16 protein-coding genes are annotated in these 26,769 nt (G+C 73.6%); 11 read left to right on the top strand and 5 right to left on the bottom strand.

Annotated elements, in window-relative coordinates:
* Positions 1-223 precede the first annotated feature (223 nt).
* The 3 genes from RND61_RS12420 (at position 224) to RND61_RS12410 (ending at position 4,998) form a co-directional block, all read left to right on the top strand.
* Positions 224-1,063, top strand: coding sequence for an aminoglycoside 3'-phosphotransferase (locus RND61_RS12420; protein WP_315877950.1), 840 nt, complete (start codon positions 224-226; stop codon positions 1,061-1,063).
* Between the two features lie 1,342 nt (positions 1,064-2,405).
* Complete coding sequence (locus RND61_RS12415; RefSeq protein ID WP_315877949.1) at positions 2,406-3,116, top strand: glycoside hydrolase family 11 protein; 711 nt, start codon at positions 2,406-2,408, stop codon at positions 3,114-3,116.
* Positions 3,117-4,071: 955 nt separating this feature from the next.
* Complete coding sequence (locus RND61_RS12410) at positions 4,072-4,998, top strand: aminoglycoside phosphotransferase family protein (protein ID WP_315877948.1); 927 nt, start codon at positions 4,072-4,074, stop codon at positions 4,996-4,998.
* Between the two features lie 243 nt (positions 4,999-5,241).
* Here RND61_RS12410 and RND61_RS12405 read toward each other — a convergent pair whose 3' ends face one another.
* A complete protein-coding gene (locus RND61_RS12405) occupies positions 5,242-6,225 on the bottom strand; it encodes a pirin family protein (protein WP_315877947.1) in 984 nt (327 codons plus the stop codon).
* A gap of 724 nt (positions 6,226-6,949) precedes the next feature.
* On the opposite strand from RND61_RS12405, the gene RND61_RS12400 reads away from it, so the two are divergent.
* Entirely contained in the window at positions 6,950-8,053 is a 1,104-nt protein-coding gene (locus RND61_RS12400) for an LLM class flavin-dependent oxidoreductase (protein WP_315877946.1), read from the top strand.
* Between the two features lie 55 nt (positions 8,054-8,108).
* Here the strand turns inward: RND61_RS12400 and RND61_RS12395 are convergent, their stop codons facing one another.
* Positions 8,109-8,627, bottom strand: coding sequence for a hypothetical protein (locus RND61_RS12395; protein ID WP_315877945.1), 519 nt, complete (start codon positions 8,625-8,627; stop codon positions 8,109-8,111).
* Between the two features lie 147 nt (positions 8,628-8,774).
* Here RND61_RS12395 and RND61_RS12390 point away from each other — a divergent pair, with 147 nt between their 5' ends.
* Complete coding sequence (locus RND61_RS12390; protein ID WP_315877944.1) at positions 8,775-9,362, top strand: TIGR03086 family metal-binding protein; 588 nt, start codon at positions 8,775-8,777, stop codon at positions 9,360-9,362.
* 152 nt (positions 9,363-9,514) lie between these two features.
* Here the strand turns inward: RND61_RS12390 and RND61_RS12385 are convergent, their stop codons facing one another.
* The gene (locus RND61_RS12385) at positions 9,515-11,023 is read right to left on the bottom strand and encodes an MFS transporter (protein ID WP_315877943.1); all 1,509 of its coding nucleotides are present in this window, start codon (positions 11,021-11,023) and stop codon (positions 9,515-9,517) included.
* A 226-nt stretch (positions 11,024-11,249) separates the two neighbouring features.
* Here RND61_RS12385 and lanKC point away from each other — a divergent pair, with 226 nt between their 5' ends.
* From lanKC to RND61_RS12365, 4 genes are all read left to right on the top strand, one after another.
* Positions 11,250-13,844, top strand: coding sequence for a class III lanthionine synthetase LanKC (gene lanKC, locus RND61_RS12380; RefSeq protein WP_315877942.1), 2,595 nt, complete (start codon positions 11,250-11,252; stop codon positions 13,842-13,844).
* 2 nt (positions 13,845-13,846) lie between these two features.
* Positions 13,847-13,975: a SapB/AmfS family lanthipeptide gene (locus tag RND61_RS12375; RefSeq protein ID WP_315877941.1), complete on the top strand. Its 129-nt coding sequence runs from the start codon at positions 13,847-13,849 to the stop codon at positions 13,973-13,975.
* A gap of 316 nt (positions 13,976-14,291) precedes the next feature.
* On the top strand, positions 14,292-16,046 hold the full coding sequence (locus tag RND61_RS12370) for an ABC transporter ATP-binding protein (RefSeq protein ID WP_315877940.1): 1,755 nt from the start codon (positions 14,292-14,294) through the stop codon (positions 16,044-16,046).
* Positions 16,043-17,860: an ABC transporter ATP-binding protein gene (locus RND61_RS12365; RefSeq protein ID WP_315877939.1), complete on the top strand. Its 1,818-nt coding sequence runs from the start codon at positions 16,043-16,045 to the stop codon at positions 17,858-17,860. The genes RND61_RS12370 and RND61_RS12365 overlap by 4 nt, the downstream gene beginning before the upstream one ends.
* A gap of 77 nt (positions 17,861-17,937) precedes the next feature.
* On the opposite strand, the gene RND61_RS12360 is transcribed toward RND61_RS12365, so the two are convergent.
* Positions 17,938-18,540 (bottom strand): response regulator transcription factor, encoded by a 603-nt coding sequence (locus RND61_RS12360; RefSeq protein WP_315877938.1) that lies wholly within the window; start codon positions 18,538-18,540, stop codon positions 17,938-17,940.
* Between the two features lie 421 nt (positions 18,541-18,961).
* On the bottom strand, positions 18,962-19,471 hold the full coding sequence (locus tag RND61_RS12355; protein ID WP_315877937.1) for a MarR family winged helix-turn-helix transcriptional regulator: 510 nt from the start codon (positions 19,469-19,471) through the stop codon (positions 18,962-18,964).
* Positions 19,472-19,892: 421 nt separating this feature from the next.
* On the opposite strand from RND61_RS12355, the gene RND61_RS12350 reads away from it, so the two are divergent.
* On the top strand, positions 19,893-24,230 hold the full coding sequence (locus tag RND61_RS12350; protein ID WP_315877936.1) for a HAMP domain-containing protein: 4,338 nt from the start codon (positions 19,893-19,895) through the stop codon (positions 24,228-24,230).
* Positions 24,227-26,713 (top strand): SpoIIE family protein phosphatase, encoded by a 2,487-nt coding sequence (locus tag RND61_RS12345; RefSeq protein ID WP_315877935.1) that lies wholly within the window; start codon positions 24,227-24,229, stop codon positions 26,711-26,713. Before RND61_RS12350 ends, RND61_RS12345 begins: the two co-directional genes overlap by 4 nt.
* The last annotated feature ends 56 nt before the right edge of the window (positions 26,714-26,769 follow it).

Below are 26,769 nucleotides of genomic sequence, written 5' to 3'. Positions count from 1 at the left end.
CCGGCAGGCTCGACGGAGTCGGCGGGCCAGAACCCGCCGGTCGCGCGTGGGCTGAGCGCCGTCGAAGTCGGGGACGGCCGATGGTTTCGCCGCGGCCCGGTCGCAGACGCGCGGTGAGCCGTACCGGGATGCGTGGTGTCTCTGATGCCAGAGTTACGGCCTGGTGAAGGGGAACGCATGAAGGGCCCCTCAGGGTCGGGCCGGTGCTCGTAGAGTCCGGTGGGTGGAGGACGTGACGGGGCTTCTCGATCCGGTGTGGGGTGCGGTCCGGCAGGAGGTGGTCGGCCTCGGGCTGTCGGGTGCGCGGGTCTTGCGGGTGCTCGACGCGGAGGGGCATCCGGTCGCCTTCGTCAAGCTGGTCGATGAACGGGCCCGCCACCTCGTCGACGACCTCGCGGCCGAGGCCGCCCGTCTCGCATGGCTGGGGCGGCTGGGTGTGCCGGTGCCCGAGGTGCTGGGCACCGGGGTGGACGAGGGAGAGTCCTGGCTCGCGACGCGGGCGCTGCCCGGTCGCCCGGCCTCCGATTCCTGGCCCGCCGGGGAACGAAACGCCGTGGTCGACCTCCTCGCCGGCGCCGCCCGCGAACTGCACGCCACGCCCGTGGACGAGGCCCCCTTCGACCGCTCCGCCTCGACCGTGCTCGTGGAGGCCCGGGCGCGGGCGGCCTCCGGGCTGGTCGACCGGTCGTGGGCCATCGCCGGCAAGAGGGGCCCTGCGGCCCGGACGGTCCTGGGAAAGCTGGAGGGCGCGGTCGCCGCCCTCGGCGACGGGCGGCTCGTGGTGTCCCATGGCGACTTCTGCCTGCCCAACGTGCTGGTCGCGGGATCCGATGCGGCGTTCGTGGACGTCGGCCGGGCCGGCCTCGCGGATCCGCACTCCGACCTGGCGGACATGGTGCGCAGCCTGCGCAGCCCGATGAACCCCCAGTTCGGTCCCGCCTCGGCGGACAGGTTCCTGGACGCCTACGGCCGCGACGGGATCGATCCCGAGCGGCTCCGGCTGCACGACCTGCTGGAGAGCTTCTTCTGGCCCGTCCCCGAGGCGCTCACCCCCGAGAACTGACCGGACCACGAGCCGCCTCGTCCGAGCCGTCCCCACCCTCCGTCCGACCGGCTCAGACCGAGGGCGGAAAGGGCCCAGGTCCTGTTTCCCCGTCTGTTCCCCGCCGTCTCAGCGGGACGTTCGGAAGCGCCGGGGCGGGTAGCGGACCACCTGCGTGCCCCTCCACCCACTGATCGTTGCAGAACAAGGTCGTGGTGCCGGCGGGTGATCTGCGACGGTCCGGGAGGGGGCAGGCGGTCGGGAGTGTGCGGACCGTGTTCGTCCCGGCTCGCACAACCTGCGCAAGCGCTGGGCCGTCCTACCGGATGTCGAGATCGGTACGACGGCCTCGGTGATTGTGCGGGCACGCGGGCAGAAAGCGGGCATCCGATGTTTTCGTGGGTGCGTGACGTGGGCCGTGTCGAGGTGTCGGGCAGTGCTGCTGATCTGCTGTTTCCCAGGCTCGTGCGAGAGCGCGGATGCGAGGCCCGAGCTCGCATGGATGGGAGTGCAACGCCTCGACGCTCATGTGACGCTCGACCTGTTGGTACGTCAGGTGGATGGGCGCTGCTGGTCTGCCGGATGCCGGTACCTCGGCTCGGCCCGCCCTGTACCCGGCTGGTCGGGCCTTCGACGGGGCCGGCGGCCGTCGAGGGCGGGAGCGGGTAGGGCTGTTGAGGGTGGGGTGAGGTAGCCGCCAGGGGCCGGGAGGGTCGCGGCGAGGTGGACGCCGAAGTCGATGCTCCATGTTGTGCCGCCGAGAGGCGGGACGACGGCGACGGCCTCGTCGGTGCCGTTCCTGGCGTGGCCGTTGCCGCGCCGCAACGTGGTCGACCTCACCTCCGGCACCAACCAGGCCACCGCGAAGCGACCGTCGCGGGGGTCGGCGGCGGTGCGGCGAAGGCCGGGGGGATGCCGTCCGGACGCGGTGGAGCGAGGTCGGACCTGCTGTGGCAGGGAGAAGGCGGCGTGTCCGGTGGGGGCCGCCGCAGTCGTCTCCACACCCGATCGAAAGTTTCGAAAGTCGCGCACACGCTTGCGTTACGTCCCTTCCCGATCTCATTCCAGCCCTCGCAACGGTTCGCGTGAGAGATGGCTTGACCAGCGAAGGCGTACTCGTTACACCTTCTTCAGACGAAGGAAACATTTCCGAAAGACTGTCGAAACCATTGACAGGAACATGGCACTTTTCGAAAACTGTGGCCACCGAACGACAGGAGACCGTCGTTCCCCTCGCGCCATGGCAGCGGGGACGGCGGTCGGTCGTTGCGGCACGGCGACGGGAGCCCCCCGCCGTGTTCCACGTAGAACCGCGGGCAGCAGAAGCCGCCCGCCCCCCCACCAGCCTTCATCGGGAGGACGCATGCAGCGGGACCAGATTCAGCAGAACCCCACTCCCCCCAGCGGCTTGAGCCGACGAGGCTTCCTCGGCGGCGCGGGCACCGTCGCGCTCGCCACCGCGTCCGGACTGCTGCTGCCCGGCACCGCCCACGCCGCCACCACCATCACCACCAACCAGACCGGCTACGACGGCATGTACTACTCGTTCTGGACCGACGGCGGCGGCTCCGTCTCCATGACGCTCAACGGCGGCGGCAGCTACAGCACCCGGTGGACCAACTGCGGCAACTTCGTCGCCGGCAAGGGCTGGAGCACCGGCGGACGCAGGACGGTCCGCTACACCGGCTACTTCAACCCGTCGGGCAACGGCTACGGCTGCCTCTACGGCTGGACGTCGAACCCGCTGGTGGAGTACTACATCGTCGACAACTGGGGCAGCTACCGGCCCACCGGCCAGTACAAGGGCACCGTCTACAGCGACGGCGGCACGTACGACATCTACAAGACGACGCGGTACAACGCCCCCTCCGTCGAGGGCACCCGCACCTTCGACCAGTACTGGAGCGTCCGGCAGTCGAAGGTGACCAGCGGCTCCGGCACCATCACCACCGGCAACCACTTCGACGCCTGGGCGCGCGCGGGCATGAACCTGGGCCAGTTCAGGTACTACATGATCATGGCCACGGAGGGCTACCAGAGCAGCGGAAGCTCGAACATCACGGTCAGCGGCTGACCCCTGCCCGGCGAACAACCGGCTGCGGGCCCCGCCCTCGTGGCGGGTCCCGCAGCCGTGACGAACCCGCCACCGCGGTGGGCCGCCCCCGGCCGCTGGGGGAGGGCCGACCGGTTCGACGACCAGCACCCCCACACGGCGACCCCATCGCCCGGGGCACCTCCACGGGAGCTCGGACGTACCACGGCCGCAGCAGTGGTGACGCTGACGGAGACGGCACTCCCGACACCGCTGGCGCCGAACCGGCCTCCCGCGGGAACCATGGCCGACAGGTTGTCACCACGGGGGCCGTAAAACGTGTGGGTCTGTTCCGTAGTCGGTGGTGACGCGGTTCGAGGCCGATGCCTCCGTCACGGGGATCTACCGGATCCGCATCGCTCCGGAGCGACGCAGGAGTCCGCCGCCCATCCCTCGGGCACGACAGAGCACGTCATCGTCCCTACCGGCATGGCGCGCGTCGGTGGGCTCACCGACCCGGACCTGATCGGCCCCGTCGTGCACGGCACTTGGGCCGCTGACGTTCCGCACCTGTACCAGGCACCCGCCGGAGACGTCGAGACCCTGCTTGATCGAGCGTCACTCCTTCCGGACCGCCCGCAGCGCCGGTCGCTCGGCGTCCTCGCCGTGAGGCCGGCCGTCGAACCCGCCGAACACCTCCACCCGGCCGAACCCCGCCTCCCTCACCATCCGCCGCAGCCCCACCGCGCTCTACACGAACCACACCGGAGCGGCCCGTGTCACCCGCTCACCCCGGACCAGCACCCGGTCGCTGCGCAACCGCGCCCGGTCGTCCGGCACGGTGTCGCTCCGCCCCAGTGGGACATCGCCCCGCTGGCCTGTGATGAGCTGGTGCGGAACAACGGTGGTGAACGGCCGCAACGGCACCTCGGCCGTCCGCGGCCGGCGAGGCCGCCCACTTTCCCCCAGTCGGTACGGCCGTTGAAGGAGACCCGATATGAGCACGGCGAGAGCGGTCGAGGGCCCCACGCCCCTGGCGGCGTCATACGCCAGAACCTTCGGGACGGAGGGCAGGGCCTGGATCGCCGCACTGCCCGCGCTCGCGGCAGACCTCCTGGAACGCTGGGAGCTGAAACGGGACGGCGAGGCCGGAGCCGGGGAAGCCTCGCTGGTACTGCCGGTGCTGCGCGAAGACGGCACGCGCGCGGTCCTCAAACTCCAGATGCCCAGGCAGGAGACCACCGCCGCGCTCATCGGGCTGCGCAGATGGAACGGTGAGGGGATGGTGCGGCTGCTCGACCACGATCCCGAGAGCAGCGCCATGCTGCTGGAGCGGCTGGACGGTGCCCGCACACTGACCTCGATCGAGGACGACGACGTCGCGATGACCGTCCTCGCCCGGCTCCAGGCGCGGTTGGTCCGCGTCCCCGCGCCGCGGGAACTGCGGACCCTCGGTGACATCGCCACCGAGATGCTGCAGCGGGTTCCGCACGCGGTCACGGCTCTGGCCGACCCCGCAGACCGGCAACTCCTGCGCGGCTGGGCGTCGGCCGTGGCCGAACTGGTCAGCGAACCCGGCGACCGCATGCTGCACTGGGACCTGCACTACGACAACGTCCTCGCCGCGGAGCGCGAGCCGTGGCTCGCCATCGATCCCGAACCTCTCGCCGGAGACCCCGGCTTCGACCTGTGGCCGGCCTTGGACAGCCGGTGGGACGACGTCGTCGCGAAGGGCGACCCTTCGCGCGTGGTGCGGCGCCGCTTCGACCTGCTCACCGAGGTCCTCGGCCTGGACCGCGCCCGTGCGACCGGCTGGACGCTGGGACGGCTGCTGCAGAACTCGCTGTGGGACATCGACGACGGCGTGACCACGCTCGCACCGTCTTCCATCGCCATTGCGCAGTCCCTGCTGAACCGTTCCTGACCCCCCGTTGAGAAGTGAAGACCCACGACCGGTGACCGCACCGTTCGCGCCGTACGGCATCGCCGTCGCGCAGGCACCCGAGGACCGCCTGGGAGCGCCGTTCCGGCGGGGCCGGCGCGAAGGGGCTGTACGTCGTTCGAATCGCCGAGGCACGGGTCCGCACCCTCCTCGGGTCCCCGCCCCGCCCGCGTCAGAGGTGATGGCAGCGGGAGGGGCGACGCGGACGTCCGTGTTCACCCCGGGTCATCGCCCCAGGTCGGTGCGGTTCCTGCGCGGCTTCAGGGGCACGGAGGGCAGTGTGGGGGCGGGCAGCGGGGGGCCGTCGTAGCCGTGCACCGTGCCGAAGCGGGAGCCGTTCTCCCAGTCCTCGCGGGCCCGCACGATGTCCTCGTGGGACCGGCCGATGAAGTTCCACCACATGACGATCTCCTCCCGGAACGGCGGCCCGCCCAGGAGGATCAGCCGCGCGGCCCCGGGGGCCTCGTTCGTGAGGGTCAGCGTCGTACGGCCGGGGGCGGCGTAGCCCAGTTCGGTCGGCCGCAGGAGCGTTCCGTCGAGACGGACGTCGCCGGCGTCGACGAGTACGCCGTGCTCGAACGCGGCGTCGACGTCCAGGACGACCGTGGCGCCCGGGGCCACGGACAGTTCGGCGCCCAGCAGGGGGGTGAAGGTGCGCACCGGCGAGGTGGCGCCCGCGAGCGTGCCGAGGAAGACGCGGGCCTCGCCGCCGTCCAGTGCTACCGGGGCGGGCACGTGGTGCTGGAAGTCACGGGCCGCGTCGCGGTGCCGTTCGGGCAGCGCCACCCACAGTTGCACGCCGTGCAGCAGCGTGGTGCGGGGCGTCGACACCTCCGAGTGGCTGATCCCGTGGCCGCCGGTCATCAGGTTCAGCTCCCCGGGCCTGACGAAGGCGTGGCTGCCGAGGCTGTCACGGTGCTCGATTTCGCCGGTGAAGAGCCAGCTCACCGTCTGCAGGCCGGTGTGCGGGTGGGGGGCGACGTCCATGCCGCCGGTTTGCGTGACGTCGTCCGGGCCGTAGTGGTCGGCGAAGCACCACGCCCCGATGAGCGTGCGGGCACGCTGGGGAAGGGTGCGCCGTACCGTCATCGCGCGCGGGCCGCCGAGGGGCACGCTGCGTGCCGTCAGGACCTCCACGCCGGGGCGTGGCGGTTCGGCCGCCTCCGCCCCGCAGACCAGCTCGGCGGGGCGCGTTTCCGTGTTGCTCACCGTCGGATTCCTCCCACACCAAAGAATGTTCGATTTTCAACATCTACGTGATGATGATAGGACCCATCATGGCCGTTGGCGCGACGAAGGGGGCGGACATGGCGCAGGAGGCGGGGGCGGGGGCGGCGAGGGCCGGCCTGGCCGGCGCGGCACCGGGCCGGATCCTGGTCGGGCCCGTCGGCGTCGGGGTGTCGCGGCTCGAAGGGCGCGCGTACCGCCTCCGTCCGCGCATCCGCACGAGCCCGCATGTCCGCACATCGGTACGAGCCCGCGCATCCGCACGTTCGTGCGCCTCCGTACCTCCGCGCCGGCCCGCGCGTCCGTGCGGGTGCGCGGGCGCGTCGCCCCTCGGGCGCGGCATCGGCCCCGTCCACCCCGCGGAAGTGCGCCGCGCTCGCTCCGGCGGAGACCGAGACGCACCCGGCGCGCGCGGCGCGCGGAGCCCCGTGCGCGCCGGGACGGGATCCGTGCCGACGGGCGAGGGGATACCGGCCGTGATCTGGGCGGCGATCGCCGCCGATGCCTCCCACCGGCTCTCCGCCCGGGGTGGGCGCCTCCTGCGCCTGGCTGCCGCGGGCGCGGCCCCGTGACAGGCTGGACCGTGGCGCGGCCTGGGGATCGCGTCAGGCGACCGCTCTGACCTGCGCGGAAGGGTGGGGAATCGGCGGGGGAGCCGTACCGTTGAGGCTTGTAGTTGAATTTACAACTAAAGGAAGTGGTCCACATGCAGTTCGGCATCTTCACGGTCGGCGACGTGACGCCCGACCCGACCAACGGGCGCACCCCGACCGAGCACGAGCGGATCAAGGCCACGATCGCCATAGCCCGCAAGGCCGAGGAGGTGGGGTTGGACGTGTTCGCGACCGGCGAGCACCACAACCCGCCCTTCGTGCCGTCCTCTCCCACCACGCTCCTCGGGTACCTCGCCGCCGTCACCGACCGGATCACCCTGTCCACCTCGACGACGCTGATCACCACCAACGACCCCGTGAAGATCGCCGAGGACTACGCCTACCTGCAGCACATCGCCGACGGCCGCGTCGACCTGATGATGGGCCGCGGCAACACCGCCCCGGTCTACCCGTGGTTCGGCAAGGACATCCGGCAGGGCATCCCGCTGGCGATCGAGAACTACGCGCTCCTCCACCGGCTCTGGCGGGAGGACGTGGTGGACTGGGAGGGCAGGTTCCGCACGCCGCTGCAGGGCTTCACCGCCACTCCGCGCCCGCTGGACGGCGTCCCGCCGTTCGTGTGGCACGGCTCGATCCGCTCCCCGGAGATCGCCGAACAGGCCGCCTACTACGGTGACGGCTTCTTCCACAACAACATCTTCTGGCCCATGTCCCACACGAAGCAGATGGTCGAGCTGTACCGGCAGCGGTTCGCGCACCACGGCCACGGCACCCCCGAACAGGCCATCGTGGGCCTCGGCGGCCAGGTCTACATGCGCAGGAACTCGCAGGACGCCGTACGGGAGTTCCGCCCGTACTTCGACAACGCGCCGGTCTACGGCCACGGCCCGTCGCTCGAGGAGTTCACCGAGCAGACACCGCTGACCGTCGGGTCCCCGCAGCAGGTGATCGAACGCACCCTCGGCTTCCGCGACGCGGTCGGCGACTACCAGCGCCAACTGTTCCTGATGGACCACGCGGGTCTGCCGCTGAAGACGGTGCTCGAACAGATCGACATCCTCGGCGAGGAGGTCGTCCCGGTGCTGCGCAAGGAGTTCGCGAGCATGCGCCCGCCCGGCGTACCGGAGACCGCTCCGGTCCACCCGGCCGTCGCCGCCCGCGGGACCGGCGCCGGGGAACACCGCCCGGAGCGGTGAGCCGCCGGGGGCGGCGTCCCGGACCGGACGCGCACGCGGCGCCGCCCCCCGCGGATCAGGCCGTCGCCGTCCCGGGGCCGAACCGGGCCGCCTGCATGCGCCGGGCGGCGGCGGCCGCGTCCCCCACGGCGCTCCAGTCCCTGGGCCGGCACCCCTGGAAGACGCGCTGGACCGGCGTCCACCCGATCCACCGGGGAGCGTCCCAGCCCGGGGGTACGCCCAGGTCCTGGACGTCCAGGTAGTGGTCGATCCTCACGCGGTCCCAGGCGTGGATGACCCGGCCGTCGCCGAGGCTCAGGCCCACGTGGCCCCAGTTCCGCCGCTGGCCGAACAGCTCGCCGCTCGTGTCGTAGAAGACGAAGGCCCCGATCGGAGGCGTACCGGTGTTGTCCTGCGCCGCGTACAGCTCGGCGGACTCGCGGGCGAAGTCGCCGCCGAAGACCTCCAGGTGGTTGGACCTCTCGTAGGCGTCCTCCACGAAGGCGAGGCACCGCGAGGCGTACGAGGTCTCCCCGAGGTGCCCCCTCGCCCAGGCGACGGCGTTCTCCACGCAGGTCTGCCAGTCGTGTTCCACGCAACTCCCTCGACGTTCGAACGGACGGCCTCGAAGAGTAGTCCCGAACGGGCGTGCGGCGGGAAGGGTTTTCCGCGGAGCGGACGCCTGCGGCCGGTGTCGGGCTTCTCCAAGACACCACGGCCCGCCCGTGATTACGGTTGCCCCATGACGAACTCCCTCAGTGATCTGCTCCGTACGGCGGCGGACCGCTCCCTGCCGGTCATACGCGCCGTCCCGGACGAGCACCTCACCGCCCCGACGCCGTGCAGCGAGTACGACGTGCGCGGACTCCTCGACCACCTGTTCCAGGTCGTGGTCAACTTCCAGTTGCTCGCGGCGAAGAAGGACGCCGACTTCTCCGCCGAGCCGGAGGACGTGACCCGGCGCGCGAACTGGCGTGACGCCTTCGCCGCCGAGACCTCCGCGCTCGTGGACGCGTGGGCGGCGCCCGGCGCCGAGGACGGCACGACGGGGGCGATGGACCTGCCGGCGCCGGTGGTCGGACGCATGGTTCTCGCCGACCTCGTCGTGCACGCCTGGGACCTGGCGCGTGCCACCGGACAGGAGTACACGCCCGACCCGGCCGTGGTCGACGACGTGCTGACGGCGCTCCGGGACCTGGCGCCGACCGGGCGGAAGATGGGCGCTTTCGGCGAGGAGCACCCGCTGCCCGACGGCGGCGCCGGGGCGTCCGCCTGGGACCGGCTGCTCGCGCTGTCCGGACGCGACCCGCAGTGGACCCGCCCGGAATGAGGCCGCGGGACGGCCGCGGGTGACCGCTGAGGGCGGTCCCCCCGCCCGGCTGCGGGCGGACTCCCCGCCCGTACGACGGCCACCCGCGCCGCCGCCGGTCCCCGCCGCCCGGGTGCGGCGGGGACCGGCGGTCCGTTCCTCCCGTACCGGGGTCAGGGTCGCAGCGGCGCCGGACCGGCGGCCGGGGCGCCGCCCCCCGCCGGCGGCGAGTCGTGGACGGAGAGCGGGGTGGCGATGTCCTCCAGGGACTTGCGCTCGGCGGACACGGCGAAGAAGAGGGCGACCAGGCCGCCCACCACCATCACGGCGGCCCCGAGGCAGAAGGCGAGCACGGTCTCGGCGACCACACCGCTCTCGGTGAGGCTCGCGAAGATCAGCGGCCCGGAGATGCCGCCGGCCGCCGTACCGACGGCGTAGAAGAACGCGATGGCCATGGCGCGGGTCTCCATGGGGAAGATCTCGCTCACCGTCAGGTAGGCGGAACTGGCGCCCGCCGACGCGAAGAACAGGACCACGCACCAGCACGCCGTCAGCGTCGTCGCGGTGAGGTGGCCCTGGCCGAACAGCCACGCGGTGACGAACAGCAGGGCACCGGAGAGCAGGTACGTCCCGGCGATCATCGGGCGCCTGCCCCAGGTGTCGAAGAACCGCCCCAGCAGCAGCGGGCCGAGGAAGTTGCCCAGCGCGATCACCGCGAAGAAGTACCCCGTGGACTCGCTGGGGACGTCGTAGAAGGTCGCCAGGATGGCGCCGAAACCGAAGGTGATGGCGTTGTAGAGGAACGCCTGCCCGATGAAGAGGGCCAGGCCCAGCACGGCGCGGCGGGGATAGGTGCGCACCAGCGTCCGGGCGATCCGGCCGAAGCCGACGCTGTGCCGCTGCTTGATCGTGATCGAGCCCGCGGGCTCCGGCAGCGGCTTGCCGGTGTCCCGTTCCACCTGCTCCTCCACGTCGGCGACGATCCGCTCGGCGTCTTCGGCGCGGCCGTGGATGAACATCCAGCGCGGGCTTTCGGGGACGTGCCGCCGGACGAGCAGGACGCCCAGGCCGAGGACCACGCCGAGGCCGAACGACACCCGCCAGCCGACGTCCTTGGGCAGGATGTCGGTGTCCAGCAGGACGACGGAGAGCAGCGAGCCGCCCATGGCGCCGAGCCAGAAGCTGCCGTTGATGATGAGGTCCACCCGGCCCCGGTACGCGCTGGGGATCAGCTCGTCGATGGCGGAGTTGATGGCCGCGTACTCACCGCCGATGCCCATGCCGGTGAGGAAGCGGAAGAGGAAGAACCACCACGACGAGTACGACAGGGCCGTCAACGCTGTTGCGCCCAGGTAGACGGCCAGGGTGATCAGGAACAGCTTCTTGCGGCCGTAGCGATCGGTGAGCCAGCCGAAGACCAGGGCGCCGAAGCAGGCCCCCGCGACGTAGAGGGCCGCGGCGACGCCGGTCACCTGGGCGCTGCTGATGGCCAGCCCGCTCCCCTCCTCCGAGAGGCGGCCGGCCATGTTGCCCACGATGGTGACCTCGAGCCCGTCGAGGATCCACACGGTGCCCAGCCCGATCACGATCATCCAGTGCCACCGCGACCACGGCAGCCGGTCCAGACGGGCTGGCACCTGGGTTGTGACGGTCCCGTTCTGTGACTGGCCGTCTTGTGTCATGGGTCACCTCCGCGGAGTGAGAAGCCGCATCCGCGTACCCCTGGCCGCTCCCCGAAAACGGCCGGGACGACCGAAGGGGCGGTGGCCCGCGGAGGGCCGGGCCGCGCCCCGGATCGAACAGAGATTACTCATGCGTTCCGCACGCCTCATTGCTGACAGCTGTGACTGTTGGCCACCCCTCCCGAGGTGACAACGTCTTCCTCGTCGCCGAAACGAGGGAGTGGGTGTGATCAAGGGATACGCCACCTTCTGCGACGCGGACCGCCACTTCTACGACGCGCCCCACCGGCTGTCCGCCGCAGGCCAGGGATCCAGGGGAGCGCTGTACGAGGCGGCGCTGGCCCCCGTGCCGGAGGGCTGGCAGCAGCACCGTCGCGGTGACTGGCTGGCGCTGCGCCCCGTGGAACGGGAACTCCCCCCGCAGGGCTGGAAGATCCACGTGTCGGCGTGCCTGGACAACGCGGAAACGATTCTGTCCCGGGTGCGGGAGTACTGCCTCGCCCACCGCGTCGCCTTCAAGTTCGTCCCGAGTCGCTACCTGCTGCACAACCGCAACGCGAAGTACGCCGACCGCGCGGCGAGCGGCAAGTTCATCACCGTCTACCCCGCCGACGACGACCACTGCCACCGCGTCGCCCGGGACCTGGACGCCCTGCTCGCCGGTGAGGACGGCCCGTACATCCTCAGCGACCTGCGCTGGGGCGAGGGCCCGGTCTACGTCCGGTACGGCAGCTTCACCCAGCGCCACTGCTACGACGAGGCGGGCGTACTCCGCCCCGCCGTCGAGGACCCCGACGGCCGGCTCGTGCCGGACCTGCGCGGCCCGGTCTTCCAGACGCCGTCCTGGGTGACCGTGCCCGACTTCCTCCGGCCGCACCTGGCCGCCCGGCACGCCGTCACCGTCTCCGACCTCCCGTACGCCGTCGAACGCGCCCTGCACTTCTCCAACGGGGGCGGCGTGTACGTCGCCCGCGACACCCGCACCGGCGAGCGCGTCGTGCTCAAGGAGGCCCGGCCGCACGCCGGCCTGGCGGCGGACGGCGCCGACGCGGTGACCCGGCTGCGCCGCGAACGCGACGCCCTGGAGCGCCTCTCCGGACTGGCCTGCACGCCCGAGGTGCGCGACGCCTTCGTCCTGGGCGACCACCACTTCCTGGCCATGGAGTACGTCGAGGGCAAGCCCCTCAACACGTTCTTCGCCCGCCGCCACCCCCTGATCGAGACCGACCCGTCACCGGAGGCGCTCGCCGACTACACCCAATGGGCGCTGCGGATCCACCGGCTGGTCGAGGAGGCCGTCGAGGCGGTCCACGCGCGGGGAGTGGTCTTCAACGACCTCCACCTGTTCAACATCATGGTCTCCGAGGACGAGTCGTCCGTCGTCCTGCTCGACTTCGAGGCCGCCGCGCACATCGACGAGGGCCGCCGCCAGACCGTCGCCAACCCGGCCTTCGTCGCCCCCGCCGACCGGCGCGGCTTCGACGTCGACCGCTACGCCCTGGCCTGCCTGCGCCTCGCCCTGTTCCTGCCGCTCACCAGCCTCCTCCCGCTCGACCCCGCCAAGGCCCGGCACCTCGCCGACATCGCCGCCGCCCACTTCCCGGTACCGCGCGACTTCCTCGACGAGGCCGTCGCCGAGATCCTCAAGGGGAGCCCCGGGAACGGTGCCCCGGACGGCCCCTACCTGCCGGTCGAGCCCGGGGACTGGCCCCGCAGCCGCGACTCCCTGGTGCGCGCCATCACCGCGTCGGCCACGCCCGACCGGGACGACCGGTTCTTCCCCGGCGACATCGCCCAGTTCGCCACGGCGGGCGGCGGCCTGACCCTGGGGTACGGCACGGCCGGCGTCCTGTACGCCCTGGCCGCGACGGGGGCGCCGGTCCACGCGGAAGCCGAGGAGTGGCTCCTCGAACACACCAAGGAACCCCCCTCCGGAAGCCCCGCCGGGCTGTACGACGGCCTGGCCGGCATCGCCTGGACCCTCGACCGCCTCGGTCACCGGGCCCGCGCCCTCGAACTGGCCGAACTCACCCTGGCCCGCCCGTGGGAGGGCATCGCCCCCGACCTGCACAGCGGCCTGGCCGGCCTCGGGCTGGCCCTCGACGCCCTCGGCATGCCGGACGCCGCCCTGCGCTGCGCCGACCTCGTCTCCGCCGCGCTGCCCGGGATCTCCCGCGCCGGGCTGCTGTACGGCGCCTCCGGACCGGCCCTGCTCTTCCTGCGCCTCTACGAACGCACCGGCGACACCGCGCTGCTGGACCTCGCGGCCGACGCCCTCCGCCGGGACCTGGACCGCTGCGTCCGCAGTGCCGGCGGCACCCTCCAGGTGGACGAGGGCTGGCGGACGATGCCCTACCTGGGCGCGGGCAGCGTCGGCATCGGCATGGTGCTCGACGACTACGCGGTCCACCGCGCCGACGAACGCTTCGAACAGGCGCGCGGCGAGATCGTCCGGGCGGCCCAGTCCGCCTTCTACGCCCAGCCCGGCCTGTTCCGGGGCGCTGCGGGCATGGTGCTCCACCTGAGCCGCACCACGGTGTCGGGGCCCGGCACCCGCGAACCCGACGTACGCCGCCAGATCGACTCCCTCGCCCGGCACGCCGTGCCGTACCAGGGGCACCTGGCCTTCCCCGGCGAGCAGATGATGCGGCTGTCCATGGACCTCGCCACGGGCACCGCCGGCTGTCTGCTAGCCCTCGGCAGCGCCGCGACCGGCGGTCGCGCGCACCTGCCGTTCCTCCCGCCGCTTCGGCGGCCCCAGAGCCGGTCCCAGTCAGGGACCGTGAAAGAGCACATCGTCCCCATGAAGGAAAGGAACTGATCATGTCGCTTCTCGACCTGCAGTCGATGGAGACCCCGAAGGAAGCGGCCGCGGGCGACGTCGCCGGCGGCAGCGAGGCCAGCCTGCTGCTCTGCGGTGACAGCAGCCTGAGCGTCACCACCTGCAAGTAACGTGGCTCCGGCCCCGGGCGGTTTCTCCCGCCCGGGGCCGGACCCCGTCCCGCTCTTCCCTCCCGGCGTGGCCTCCCTGTGCGGCCTCCCGGCGCGGCCCTCCCGAGCCCGCCGGCCGGTATCGTCCACCCGCCGACGCCGTCCGCCCGCCGGTACCGTCCAGCCGCCGTCCAGCCGCCGTCCCCGCCGATCGAGCCGCCCGGCCCGTCGACGCCGCCCGCAGTCGGGACCCGGACAGCCGCACCACGCGGACCCGAACCGGCGGAAGGCCCCCGGGGTCCGCCCCCGGGAGCAGCGTAGGAAGGACCCGCCCAGCATGCCGGCCACGCGCACGGCGACCTCCGACCCGGCGCACAACGCCGACCGGGCACTCCTCGCGGCCACCCGGCACAGCGCGGGGCACGCCGCCGCGATCCTGGTCTGCTCCCTCGCCTCGGCCGCCGCCGCCCTCGCCGAGCCCGCCGTCCTCGGCCACACCCTGGACCTGCTGCTCGCCCGCGACGCCCGCGCGCCGCGCTGGGCCGCCCTCTGCGCGGCGCTCATCACGGCCGACCTGCTCCTCGACGCGGCCGTCGCCCAACTCACCGGCGTCACCAACGCCCGGACGACCGCCTGGCTCCGTACCCGCGCCCTGGACCAACTGCTGCGCGCGGCGCCGCACCACGCCGCCCGCTTCGCCCCCGGCGACCTGGCGACCCGGCTCACCGCCAACGCCGCGGAGGCCGGCACCGTGCCCGCCACCGCCGCGGCCACCGCCGCGTCGGTCCTCCCGCCCCTGGGCGCGCTGGCCGCCCTGTTCCTCATCGACTGGCGGACCGCCGCCGCCTTCCTCGCCGGTGTGCCGCTCCTGTGGATGCTGCTGCGGGCCTTCGCCGCGCACTCCTCCGACAGCGTCGCGCGCTACCAGGCCGCGCAGGCCCGGATCGCCGACCGCCTCGTCGAGGCCCTCACCGGGGCGGGAACCGTCGCCGCCGCCGGAACCGCCGCCCGGGAGCGCCGCCGCGTGCTCGCCCCACTGCCCGAACTCGCCGAGGAGGGGCGGCGGATGTGGCGGGTGTACGGCTCCGCCGTCGCCCGCGGCGGTGTGCTGCTGCCGACGCTGGTCTGCCTCGTGCTCGCGGTCGGCGGCCTGCGCCTCGCCTCCGGGGCCATCGGCGTCGGCGACCTGCTGGCGGCGTCCCGGTACGCGGCGCTCGCGGCGGGCGTGGGCGCGGTCGCGGGACTGCTGGGGGCGCTGGTCCGCGGCCGCGGCGCCGCGCGCCGCGCGGCGGAGCCGCTGACCCTGCCGCCGCTGGCCCACGGGAACGGCGGCCTCCCCCCGGACGGCCCCGGCACGCTGGAACTGCGCGGCGTCACCGTCGTGCGGGACGGGACGCCCGTGCTGCGGGACGTCGACGTGGTGCTCCCGGGCGGCGCCCGGGTGGCAGTGGTGGGCCGTTCGGGGGCGGGCAAGTCGGTGTTCGCGGCCGTCGCGGGGCGCCTCACCGACCCCGACGAGGGCGAGGTGCTGCTGGACGGCGTACGCCTGGACGCCGTCGACGAGCGGACGCTGCGCGGGGAGGTCGGCTACGCCTTCGCCCGGCCCGCCCTGTTCGGCGCGACGGTCGCGCAGGCCCTCGCCTTCGGCCCGTACGCGCCGCCCGGCCCGGCGCTGCGGGCGGCGGCGCGGGCGGCCGGCGCCGACGGCTTCGTCCGGCGGCTGCCCGGCGGCTACGACACCCCGGTCGCGCGGGCGCCGCTGTCCGGGGGCGAACTGCAACGCCTCGGTCTCGCCCGGGCGTTCGCCCACGCCGGGCGGCTGCTCATCCTGGACGACGCCACGTCGAGCCTGGACACCGTCACGGAACGGGAGGTCGAGCGGGCGCTGGCCCGGGAGGTCCGGCCCGGCACCCGGCTCGTCGTCGCGCACCGGCTTTCCTCGGCGTCCCGCGCCGACCTGGTCGTGTGGCTGGACGGGGGCCGCGTACGGGCGGTGGGCCCGCACCCGGAGCTGTGGGAGGACCCGGCGTACCGCGCGGTGTTCGCCGCCGCGGCGGACGGGACCGCGCGGGACGGCGGGGGCACCCGGTGAGCGGCCACCGGACACCGCACCGCGTCCTGCCCCAGGCCCGGCGCTTCCTGCGCGCCAGGAAGCGGACCCTCCTCGCCCTCGCGGGCTGGTCCCTGCTGGAGTCCGCGCACACCTTCCTCACCGGCTACGGCGTGGCCCGCGCCCTGGACGACGGCTTCCTCGCCGGCCGCACCGGCACCGGCCTGCTGTGGCTGGCCGTCGCCGCGCTCGCGGCGCCGCTCGGCGGCGTCGCCGTGCGCGGCGTGTTCGGCGGGCTCGCCGGTCTGGTGGAGCCGCTGCGGGACGGGCTGGTCCGCCGGGCCGTGTCCCAGGCCCTGGCCTCGGCGGTGTCGAGTCCGGCCCGGCCGGACGCGGCCGCCGCCGACAGCGCGGCGGTCTCCCGCCTCGTCCACCAGACGGAGATGGCCCGGGACAGCTTCGCCGGGCTGGTCCTCACCACCCGCTCCTTCCTCTTCACCGCGTTCGGCGCGCTCCTCGGCATGGCGACGCTCGCCCCCGCGCTGCTGCTCGTCGTCCTCCCCCCGCTGCTCCTCGGGCTCGTGCTGTTCCTCGCCACGCTCGTCCCGATGGCCGCGGTCCAACGCGCCTTCCTGGACACGGACGAGGCGCTGTCGGGCCGGGTGGGCGAGGTCGGTGCGGGGTTCCGGGACGTGGTGGCGTGCGGCGGCGTGCGCCGGGTCGCCGAGGACGTGGGGCGGCTCGTCACCGCCGAGGAGCGCCTGGCGCGCCGGCTCGCCCGCTGGGCGGGCGTCCGCACCCTCGCCCTCGGCGCGGCGGGGCGGCTGCCGGTCGTCGCCCTGGTGGCCGCGACGCCGTGGCTGCTGGACCGGGGGGTGACCGCCGGGGCCCTGCTGGGCGCGCTCACCTACCTCGTCCAGTCGCTCCTGCCCGCCCTGCACGCGCTGATGAGCGCGCTGGGCGCCGCGGGGACGCGGCTGCTCGTCGTACTGGACCGGTTCGGCACCGCCACGCCGCCGCTGCCGGGTGACGGCCCCGTGCCGGACCGCACCCCCGAGGGCCCAGGGGCCGCGCCGCCGCCCGCGTCCCGCGGGACCGGCGCCGGGGCGGTCCCGGTGCGGGCCGCCCGCCCGCGGCCGGCCGCCGTCGAACTGCGGGGCGTCACCTTCGCCTACGGGCCCCGGGCCCGGCCGGTGGTCGACGGCCTGGACCTCGTGGTCGAGCCGGGGGAGCACCTCGCGGTGGTGGGGCCCAGCGGGATCGGGAAGTCCACCCTCCTCGCCCTCCTCGCCGGGCTGCTCGTCCCGGCGGGCGGAACCGCCCTGGTGGCCGGAGCCCCCGCCCGCCCCGCCGGACCTCCGGGACCGCCGGGGCCGGACCCGCGCCGCGCCCTGCTGCCCCAGCGGGCGCACGTCTTCAGCGGCACGGTCCGCGAGAACCTCTGCTACCTGCGGCCCGACGCCACGGACGCCGAGGTCGAGGAGGTCGTCGAGGCCCTGCGGCTGGGCCCACTGGTGCAGAGGCTCGGCGGCCCGGACGCCCCGGTGGACCCCCGGGGCCTCTCCCAGGGGGAGCGGCAGCACCTGGCGCTGGGCCGCGCCCACCTCTCGCCCGCCCCGCTGCTCCTCCTCGACGAGGCGACCTGCCACCTCGACCCGGAGACGGAGGAACACGCGGAGCGCGCGCTCGCGGCCCGCCCCGGCACGCTCGTCGTCGTCGCCCACCGGCTGTCGTCGGCCCTGCGGGCGGACCGCGTCCTGGTGCTGGACGGCACGCGCGCGGCCTGCGCCCCGCACGAGGCGCTCCTGGGCGCGTCGGCCCTCTACCGCGACCTCGTGGGCGTCTCCCCGCCCTGAGCCCGCCGGGGCCGCGCGCACGAGGACCTCGACGCCGACCGGGACGCCGCCGCCCCGAGCCCGCCGGGGCGGCGCGCCTACACCCACCCCGCGCGCTGCGATATCCGTATCGCGTCGATCCGGTTGCGGGCGCCGACCTTGCGGGTGGCCGACGCCATGTAGTTCCGCACGGTCCCGTTCGACAGGTGCAGGCCCCGGGCGATCTCGGCGATCGACTCGCCCTCGGCCGCCCGGGCCAGCACGCTGAGCTCACGAGCCGTCAGCGGTACGCGGGACGCCTCCAGAAAGCCGAAGGCGAGCGATTCGTCGACGAATCGCTCGCCTTTCGCCACCTGGCGGATGGCCCGCACGAGCCGGCATGGAGAGCCGTCCTTGTCGACGTACCCCAGCGCCCGCGCCTCGAAGGCCTTGCGCAGTGCCCCCGGTCTCTCGGCGGTGGCGAGCACCACGAGGCGCGTGCCCGTGCCCGTCACCGGGCCCTCCCACCCGCCCTCCAGGAGGGAGGCGGCGCCCGGACAGTCGAGGTCGACCACGCAGACGTCCGGGCGTAAGCCCTCCTCCTGCCGCCATGCCGTGCGCCAGCACGCGGCGAAGACGTCGAACGACCCCTCCGCCTTGAGCAGGGCCATGAGCGCGGAGCGCAACAGGCCGACGCTGTGCAGGATCAAGACCCTGGTCATGTGAAATCCCCTCCGGTGATCGCCGGCCCTCGCCGGCCGCTCGCGTGCCGCGCACGCGCATGCCATCCCCGCGACTGCCCCGCCAAAAGGCGCGGGAACATCGCTGAGGGATGTACGGAGGCACACGACGGAGCTCGCTCGGCGCACTCCCGCTCTCATGTGCGCGGGCGTGCGCCCCCTGTCCGCCCCCGCCCGCCGGTACCGGCCGGCGGCACCGCGCCGCCATGGCGCGGAGGGCCCCGCCGGCCCCCTCACGGCCCCGCGGCGTCCCGATGCCCGGCGGTCCGCCCCGCGTCCGGGTGCCGGGGTCGTCGACGAGCCCGCCGCAGCCGCCGGGGGTCCCGCCGGCGGCCTCCCCGGCCGGTCGCGGTGGCCCGGACGCGGCGGGGCCGCCCCGTCCGGGGGAGCGCTCCGGCCCGGCTCAGGCGGACTCCGCGTCCCGCAGCGCGGGCTCCCGCAGCCCGACGGGCCGGACGCCCTCCAGCGAGGCGCGGAAACCGTGGAGGCCCTCCAGCAGCGACGCGCGGGCCGACGGCTGCATGGCGGCGACGGCCGCGGTGAGCACCTCCTCGCGGCGGGTCCGCAGACCGTCGAGGTAGGCCCTCGCCGGCTTCGTCAGACGCAGCTCCAGCTCCCGGCGGCTGACCGAGCTCGGGAACCGCTCGACGAAGCCCAGGGCCTCGAGCCGGTCGCACAGGCGGCTCACCGACGAGGGGGCCGAGCCGAGCAGCTCGCTGAGCGTGCGGAGGTTGATCCCGTCCTCCCGCTCCAGCGCGTACAGCACCCTCAGCTGGGTCGCCGAGACGGGGGCGGGGGAGACCATCTCGCGGCCGTGCTCCCAGAGGATCTCCAGCAGTTCGATGACCTCGCCCGCCGCCCGGGCGGCGGCACTGCTGGAACCGTGCGCGGATGATGGGGGATTCGCGTTCATCAGTGCACTCCCGATCACACGTAGTCGGCTCAAGGCGCCGGCCCCGCACCGCAATGCTCAGGAGGGGAACGCACTGCGCGCGGCGCACCATCGACCACGGGGCGCTTGCCCGCGGTGCCACCATATCTTTCCGGCATTTGACCTCCCAAGGACGCGGCCCTCCGCCCCGGCGCGGCGCCGCGCCCGCATCTCCCGCCCCGTCCCCGGCACCGCGCTCCGCGCCCGCGTCTCCCGCCCCGTCGGGTGGTCCCCGCGCGCGCCCGGGACGCGGGAACGCGGTCGGGTTCCCCGGGCGCCCGCCGGGCGGACCGTCCGGTTCCCGGAGCGGGCGTTGGGCACGATAGGCTGGCGACATTTGCCGTATGACAAAGGTTCGCGGGGGCATCCTGTCGGGCCGAGGCGAGCGCTAACGAGGATGGTCATGGCTGAGACGGTCGAGAACCCCCGCCCTGTGCCGCGGTCGCGTACGCGTCAGGCCGGCGCGGTCGGCGAACCGGAGCTGCGGAGATTGCTGGCCGGTCTGACGGCGGTACGGGACGGCGACTTCGGAACGCGCCTGCCGGAGGGCGCGGACGGCCTCCTCGGTGAGATCGCCACCGTCTTCAACGGCATGGTCGACCAGCTCGCGCTGTTCACCTCCGAGGTGACCCGCGTCGCCCGCGAGGTGGGCACGGAGGGGACGCTGGGCGGCCAGGCGGTGGTGCCGGGGGTGTCCGGCACCTGGGCGGACCTGACCGACTCCGTCAACGCCATGGCGGGCAACCTCACGACCCAGGTGCGGGACATCGCGCAGGTGGCGACGGCGGTGGCCAAGGGCGACCTGTCGAAGAAGATCGACGTCGACGCGCGGGGCGAGATCCTCGAACTCAAGACGACCATCAACACGATGGTCGACCAGCTCTCCTCCTTCGCCGCCGAGGTGACCCGCGTCGCCCGCGAGGTGGGCACCGAGGGCCGGCTGGGCGGGCAGGCCGACGTCAAGGGCGTCTCCGGCACCTGGCGCGACCTGACCGACTCGGTGAACTTCATGGCGGGCAACCTCACCGCCCAGGTCCGGTCGATCGCGCAGGTGGCGACGGCGGTGGCCAAGGGCGACCTGTCGCAGAAGATCGACGTCGACGCCCGGGGCGAGATCCTCGCCCTGAAGAACACCATCAACACGATGGTCGACCAGCTCTCCGCGTTCGCGGACGAGGTGACGCGCGTCGCCCGCGAGGTGGGCACCGAGGGCCGGCTGGGCGGACAGGCCGACGTCAAGGGCGTCTCCGGCACCTGGAAGGACCTCACCGAGTCCGTCAACGTCATGGCGGACAACCTCACCGCCCAGGTCCGGTCCATCGCCGAGGTCACCACCGCCGTGGCGCGGGGCGACCTGTCGCAGAAGATCCGGGTGGACGCGCGCGGCGAGATCCTCGCCCTGAAGGAGACCATCAACACGATGGTCGACCAGCTCTCCGCGTTCGCGGACGAGGTGACGCGCGTCGCCCGCGAGGTCGGCACCGAGGGCAACCTCGGCGGCCAGGCGACCGTCCGGGGCGTGTCGGGCACCTGGAAGGACCTCACCGACAACGTCAACGTGATGGCGTCCAACCTCACGGGGCAGGTGCGGTCGATCGCCCAGGTGGCGACGGCGGTGGCCAAGGGCGACCTGTCGCAGAAGATCACGGTCGAGGCCAAGGGCGAGGTCGCCGCGCTGGCGGGGGTCATCAACACGATGGTCGACACCCTCTCCGCGTTCGCGGACGAGGTGACGCGCGTCGCCCGCGAGGTCGGCACCGAGGGCATGCTCGGCGGCCAGGCGCGGGTGCCGCACGTCGCCGGCACCTGGAAGGACCTCACCGACAACGTCAACTCGATGGCGAACAACCTGACCGGCCAGGTCCGCAACATCGCCCTCGTCACGACCGCCGTCGCCAACGGCGACCTGTCGAAGAAGATCGACGTCGACGCGCGGGGCGAGATCCTCGAACTCAAGACGACCATCAACACGATGGTCGACCAGCTCTCCTCCTTCGCCGCCGAGGTGACCCGCGTCGCCCGGGAGGTCGGCAGCGAGGGCCGGCTCGGCGGCCAGGCCGAGGTGGAGGGCGTCTCCGGCACCTGGAAGCGCCTGACGGAGAACGTCAACGAGCTGGCGGGCAACCTCACCCGGCAGGTCCGCGCCATCGCCGAGGTCGCCAGCGCCGTCGCCGAGGGCGATCTGACGCGCTCCATCACCGTCGAGGCGTCCGGCGAGGTGGCCCAGCTCAAGGACAACATCAACGCGATGGTGGAGTCCCTGCGCGAGACGACGCGCACCAACCAGGAACAGGACTGGCTCAAGACGAGCCTCGCCCACATCTCGGGCCTGATGCAGGGGCACCGCGACCTCGCCACCGTGGCCGGGCTGGTCATGGAGGAGCTGACACCGCTCGTGTCGGCCCAGTACGGCGCCTTCTACCTGGCGGACGACACGGCCGAGGGCACGGAGCTGCGGCTCGTCGGCTCGTACGGCCGTCCGGTGGGCGAGAAGCTCCCCGACCGCTTCCGCCTGGGCGAGGCCCTGGTGGGCCAGGCCGCCCGGAGCCGGCGCACCATCGTCGCCGAGGGCGTCCCCGGCCAGTACATCAGCATCACCTGCGGCCTGGGGGAGATGGCGCCGGGCAGCGTGATCGTCCTGCCGATCATGGTGGAGGACCAGGTCCTCGGCGTCATCGAGATGGCGTCGTTCACCCCCTTCACCGCGGTCCACCGCGACTTCCTCGAGCAGTTGATGGAGATGCTCGGCGTCAACGTCAACACGATCGTCGCCAACGCGCGCACCGACGAGCTCCTGGAGGAGTCCCAGCGGCTGGCGTCGGAGCTCCAGGCGCGCTCCGAGGAGCTCCAGGTCCAGCAGGAGGAGCTGCAGCGCTCCAACGCGGAGCTGGAGGAGAAGGCGGCGCTCCTCGCCGACCGCAACCGCGACATCGAACGCAAGAACCTGGAGATCGAGCAGGCCCGTCAGGAACTGGAGGCGCGGGCCCAGCAGCTGTCCCTCGCGTCGAAGTACAAGTCCGAGTTCCTGGCCAACATGAGCCACGAACTGCGCACCCCGCTCAACAGCCTCCTCATCCTCGCCCAGCTCCTCGCCCAGAACCCCACGCGCAACCTGACGCCGAAGCAGGTCGAGTACGCGGGCATCATCCACTCGGCCGGCTCCGACCTGCTCCAGTTGATCAACGACATCCTGGACCTGTCCAAGGTCGAGGCGGGGAAGATGGACATCAACCCCGAACGGGTCCCGCTGCGCCGGCTCCTCGACTACGTCGAGGCGACGTTCCGGCCCATGACCACGCAGAAGGGCCTCGACTTCGCCATCACCACCGCGCCCGGGGTCCCCACCGACCTGCTGACCGACGACTCGCGGCTGCGCCAGATCCTGCGCAACCTGCTGTCCAACGCGGTGAAGTTCACCGAGCACGGCAGCGTCGAACTGCTCATCGAGCCGGCCTCCGACGGCGAGGTCCCCGTCTCCGTCTCCCGGGGACACGGCCCCGTGGCCGCCTTCCGGGTCAAGGACACCGGCATCGGCATCCCGGAGGAGCAGCTGGAGAGCATCTTCGGCGCCTTCCAGCAGGCCGACGGCACCACCAGCCGCAAGTACGGCGGAACCGGCCTCGGCCTGTCCATCAGCCGGGAGATCGCGCACCTCCTCGGCGGTGCCGTCACCGCGGAGAGCGTGCCGGGCCAGGGCAGCACCTTCACCCTGTACCTGCCGGTGGCGCGTACGGACTTCCCCACCGACCCCGACGCAGCTCCCCGCCGCGCCGAACTGGAGGAGGCCGAGCGGTCCGAGCAGCCGCCGGGCGGGGCCCGGCGCGTCCTCGCCTCCCCGCCGCCGCGCCCGACGCGCCGGCTGCTGGTGATCGAGGAGCGGCCGCACGGCCTGCTGTCCCTCGTCGCCGAGAGCGCCGTCGCCGAGGTCAGCGGCGGGAACGCACGACCCGGTGACGGCGTGGACATCGAGGTCATGGCCGCCGTCGGCGCCCAGGAGGCCGCCACGGCCCTCGCCGCCGAGCCGTTCCACTGCGTCGTGCTGGAGCTGGACATGGCCGACGGCGAGGCCCTGCGGTTCCTGGACGCCATGGACGGCGACGCGGCGCTGCGCACCGTGCCGGTCCTCGCCCACACCAACCGCCGCCACGACAGCGCCCAGGAGCTGACCCTGCGGCGGCGGGCGGGCAGCCGCCCGCTGGAGCTCCTGTCCAGCCTCGACGAACTCCGCGAGCGCATCGCCCTGCACCTGTCCGCGGAGCAGCCGGGCGACGTGGTGGTGCCCCTGGTCCGGACGGAGGAGCCGGCCCACCAGGCACCCCTCCAGGAGGTCGACGGCGCGCTGGGGGGCCGCACGGTCCTCGTCGTGGACGACGACGCCCGCAACCTCTACGCGTTGAGCGGCATCCTCGAACTCCACGGCCTGCGGGTGCTGCACGCGGAGAACGGCCGCAAGAGCATCGAGACGCTGCGCGAGCACCCCGAGATCGACCTCGTCCTGATGGACGTGATGATGCCGGAGATGGACGGGTACGCGGCGACCGCCGAGATCCGCCGCATGCCGGAGTACGTGGACCTGCCCGTCATCGCGGTCACCGCGAAGGCGATGCCGGGGGACCGGGAGAAGAGCATCATGGCGGGCGCCAGCGACTACGTCACCAAGCCGGTCGACGCCCACGACCTCATCGCCCGCGTGCGCCACTGGATGCACGCCCGGACCGGCGGGGCGGAGTCGGTGCGATGACCACCTCCGACACGAGGAGCGGCGCCGGCGCGCCGGACGCGGCGGACCCCTCCGGCGCGGTGGCGAACCGCGCCGGGAGCGGGGCCGCGAAGCACCTGGTGCCGTCCGCCAGGACCCTGTCCCCGGAGAGCCGCACGGAACAGGACACCACGGTGGGCCGGCTGGCCGCGACCGTGGAGCGCCTGCGGGAGGAGGTGCGCGCCGCCCAGGCGGCCGCCGACGGCCGGGCGCTGATCGAGCTCGCGAAGGGCGTGCTGATCGAGCGGCTGCGGTGCGGGCCGGCGCAGGCGGCCCGGCAGCTCTCCGAGCTCGCCGAACAGGCCGGCGTGGCGCCGCTGGAACTGGCGGCCGACATCGTCAACCAGGCCGCCCGGGACCACGTGGCCGAGGTCGTCGACGCCTTCGTCCGGCGCACCGGCGGCGAGGCGGTCCCGCAGGACGACGCCGACGTGTCCGTCGCCGTGCGGTTGCGCACGGCGGAGAGCGCCGCGCTGGCCGCCGGGGACACGCAACGGATGGTCGAGTCCCTGCTGGAGCACGCGCTGGTGCCGCTCGGCGCGACGGGCGCCGCCGTCTGGACGGCCGGCCCGGACGGCTCCCTCACCCTCTCCGGCCACGCCGGGTTCAGCCTGGAGGAGGCGGGTCGCTGGTGGTACGTGCCCCCGGGCGTGGCGACCGTGGCCCGGCAGGCGCTCGACGGCCGGGAGACGGTGTGGATCACCTCCCTGGCCGACTCGGGCGTCCCCTCCATCGGCCGTGCCGAGTACCCGCAGGGCGGTCGCGTGGCCATGCCCGCCGGTACGGGCGGCCGGATCCACGGCGTACTGGAGATCTGCTGGCCCGCCCCGCTCGGACCGCAGCCGCAGCCCGTCGTACGGCAGTTGGAGGCGCTCGCCGAGCTGTGCGCGCACACGCTGGAGACCCTCCCGGCCTCGTCGGCGTACCCCTCCGCGGTCTCGCGGGAGCTCGCCGACGTGTCGGAGCTGGTGGACCTGTCCGACGGGCTGTACGACCCGGCGCTGGTCCTCACCCCGCACCTGGACGCGGAGGGGCGGCTCGTCGACTTCCGCATCCGCCACATCAACCACCACTTCCAGGACCCGGCCGGCCGCCCGCGCAGCGCGGTGACCGGCGCGCTGCTGCTGGAGGCCTACCCCATGGCCGCCGGGGAGAGCGACCTGTTCGGCAAGGTGGAGCGCGTCTACGCCACCGGTGAGCCGTTCCGGGCGCGGCGGACGACGCTGACCGCGCTCGTCGACCAGGTCCCCCTCGCGGTGTTCGCGGACATCAGCGTCAGCCGGCACGGTGGCGGGATCCTCCTCATCTGGCGCATCGAGGACGAGACCGCGCGCCTCGCCCGCCTGCTGCAGCACGCCCAGCGCCTGGGCCGCGTCGGCGGGTTCGAGGAGGACCTGACGACCGGTGAGATCACCTGGAACGGCCAGCTGTTCTCGCTGTACGGCCGGCCGCAGGCCGAGGGGCCCGTGTCGCTCCAGGAGCTGGCCTCCTACGCGCACCCGGACGACGGGGTGGCGATCGGCCGGTTCCTGCGGGCGGTCCTGCACAACGGCCGGCCCGACACCGTGGCGTTCCGGCTGCGGCGCCCCGACGGCGTCACCCGGCACATCCGGGTCATCGCCGAGCCCGTCCTCGACACCGACGACCGCCTGATCGCGGTCCGCGGCGCGTACCAGGACATCTCGTCGCAGCACTGGACCGAGGTGGCGCTCGCCGCGACGCGCGACCAGCTCGCCCAGACCGAGCAGGAGGCGGCCGAGCGCAACCGGCTGGCGCTGCAGCTCCAGCACGCCATCATGCCCCCCACCCGCTCCCCGCTCGACGTGCCGGGCCTCGACGTCGCCGTGCGGTACCGGCCCGCCGAATCGGAGTCGCTGGTCGGCGGCGACTGGTACGACACGGTCGTCCTGCCGTCGAAGCACATCCTGCTCTGCGTCGGCGACGTCGCGGGCCACGGCATCGAGGCGGCCACGGGCATGGTGGTGCTGCGCAACGCGCTGCGCGGGCTCGCGGTCACCGGGGCCGGTCCCGCCCAGCTGCTGTCCTGGCTCAACATGGTGGCCCACCACCTCACGGAGCAGGTCACGGCCACCGCGGTGTGCGGCGTGTACGACCCGGCGACGCGGGTGCTGCGCTGGGCGCGGGCCGGGCACCTCCCGCCCGTCCTGGTGCGCGCGGAGGCGGCCGAGCCGTTGCCGATGCCCCAGGGCCTGCTCCTGGGGGCGCTCTCGGAAGCCGAGTACGAGGAGTGCGAGGTCACCCTCGAACCGGGCGACTCCCTGCTCATGTACACCGACGGCCTCGTCGAGAGGCGCGACACCGCCGTGCAGGACTCGCTCACCCAGCTGCTGACCACGGCGAGGGGCTCGGCGCCGTCGCTGGGGCACCGTCTGGACCGGCTGCTGACGCACAGCCGCTCCGACACGGACGACGACACGTGTCTGATCGGCATCCACATCGAGTGAGGGAGAGCCGGTCGCGCGGCGGGCCGGGGGACCGGTGTTCCGAGCGGGCCGGGGCC

Source organism: Streptomyces tamarix (assembly GCF_032423885.1).
GTDB classification, from domain to species: domain Bacteria; phylum Actinomycetota; class Actinomycetes; order Streptomycetales; family Streptomycetaceae; genus Streptomyces; species Streptomyces tamarix.
Note: the sequence above shows the minus strand (reverse complement) of the source record. Positions and strands in the feature narration are given on the sequence as shown.

Coding starts and splice junctions, on each gene's coding strand:
- RND61_RS12390 (WP_315877944.1), top strand. CDS start 8,775: ATGACGAACTCCCTCAGTGATCTGCTCCGTACGGCGGCGGACCGCTCC.
- RND61_RS12400 (WP_315877946.1), top strand. CDS start 6,950: ATGCAGTTCGGCATCTTCACGGTCGGCGACGTGACGCCCGACCCGACC.
- RND61_RS12385 (WP_315877943.1), bottom strand. CDS start 11,023: ATGACACAAGACGGCCAGTCACAGAACGGGACCGTCACAACCCAGGTG.
- RND61_RS12410 (WP_315877948.1), top strand. CDS start 4,072: ATGAGCACGGCGAGAGCGGTCGAGGGCCCCACGCCCCTGGCGGCGTCA.
- RND61_RS12350 (WP_315877936.1), top strand. CDS start 19,893: ATGGCTGAGACGGTCGAGAACCCCCGCCCTGTGCCGCGGTCGCGTACG.
- RND61_RS12360 (WP_315877938.1), bottom strand. CDS start 18,540: ATGACCAGGGTCTTGATCCTGCACAGCGTCGGCCTGTTGCGCTCCGCG.
- RND61_RS12375 (WP_315877941.1), top strand. CDS start 13,847: ATGTCGCTTCTCGACCTGCAGTCGATGGAGACCCCGAAGGAAGCGGCC.
- RND61_RS12355 (WP_315877937.1), bottom strand. CDS start 19,471: ATGAACGCGAATCCCCCATCATCCGCGCACGGTTCCAGCAGTGCCGCC.
- RND61_RS12345 (WP_315877935.1), top strand. CDS start 24,227: ATGACCACCTCCGACACGAGGAGCGGCGCCGGCGCGCCGGACGCGGCG.
- RND61_RS12370 (WP_315877940.1), top strand. CDS start 14,292: ATGCCGGCCACGCGCACGGCGACCTCCGACCCGGCGCACAACGCCGAC.
- RND61_RS12415 (WP_315877949.1), top strand. CDS start 2,406: ATGCAGCGGGACCAGATTCAGCAGAACCCCACTCCCCCCAGCGGCTTG.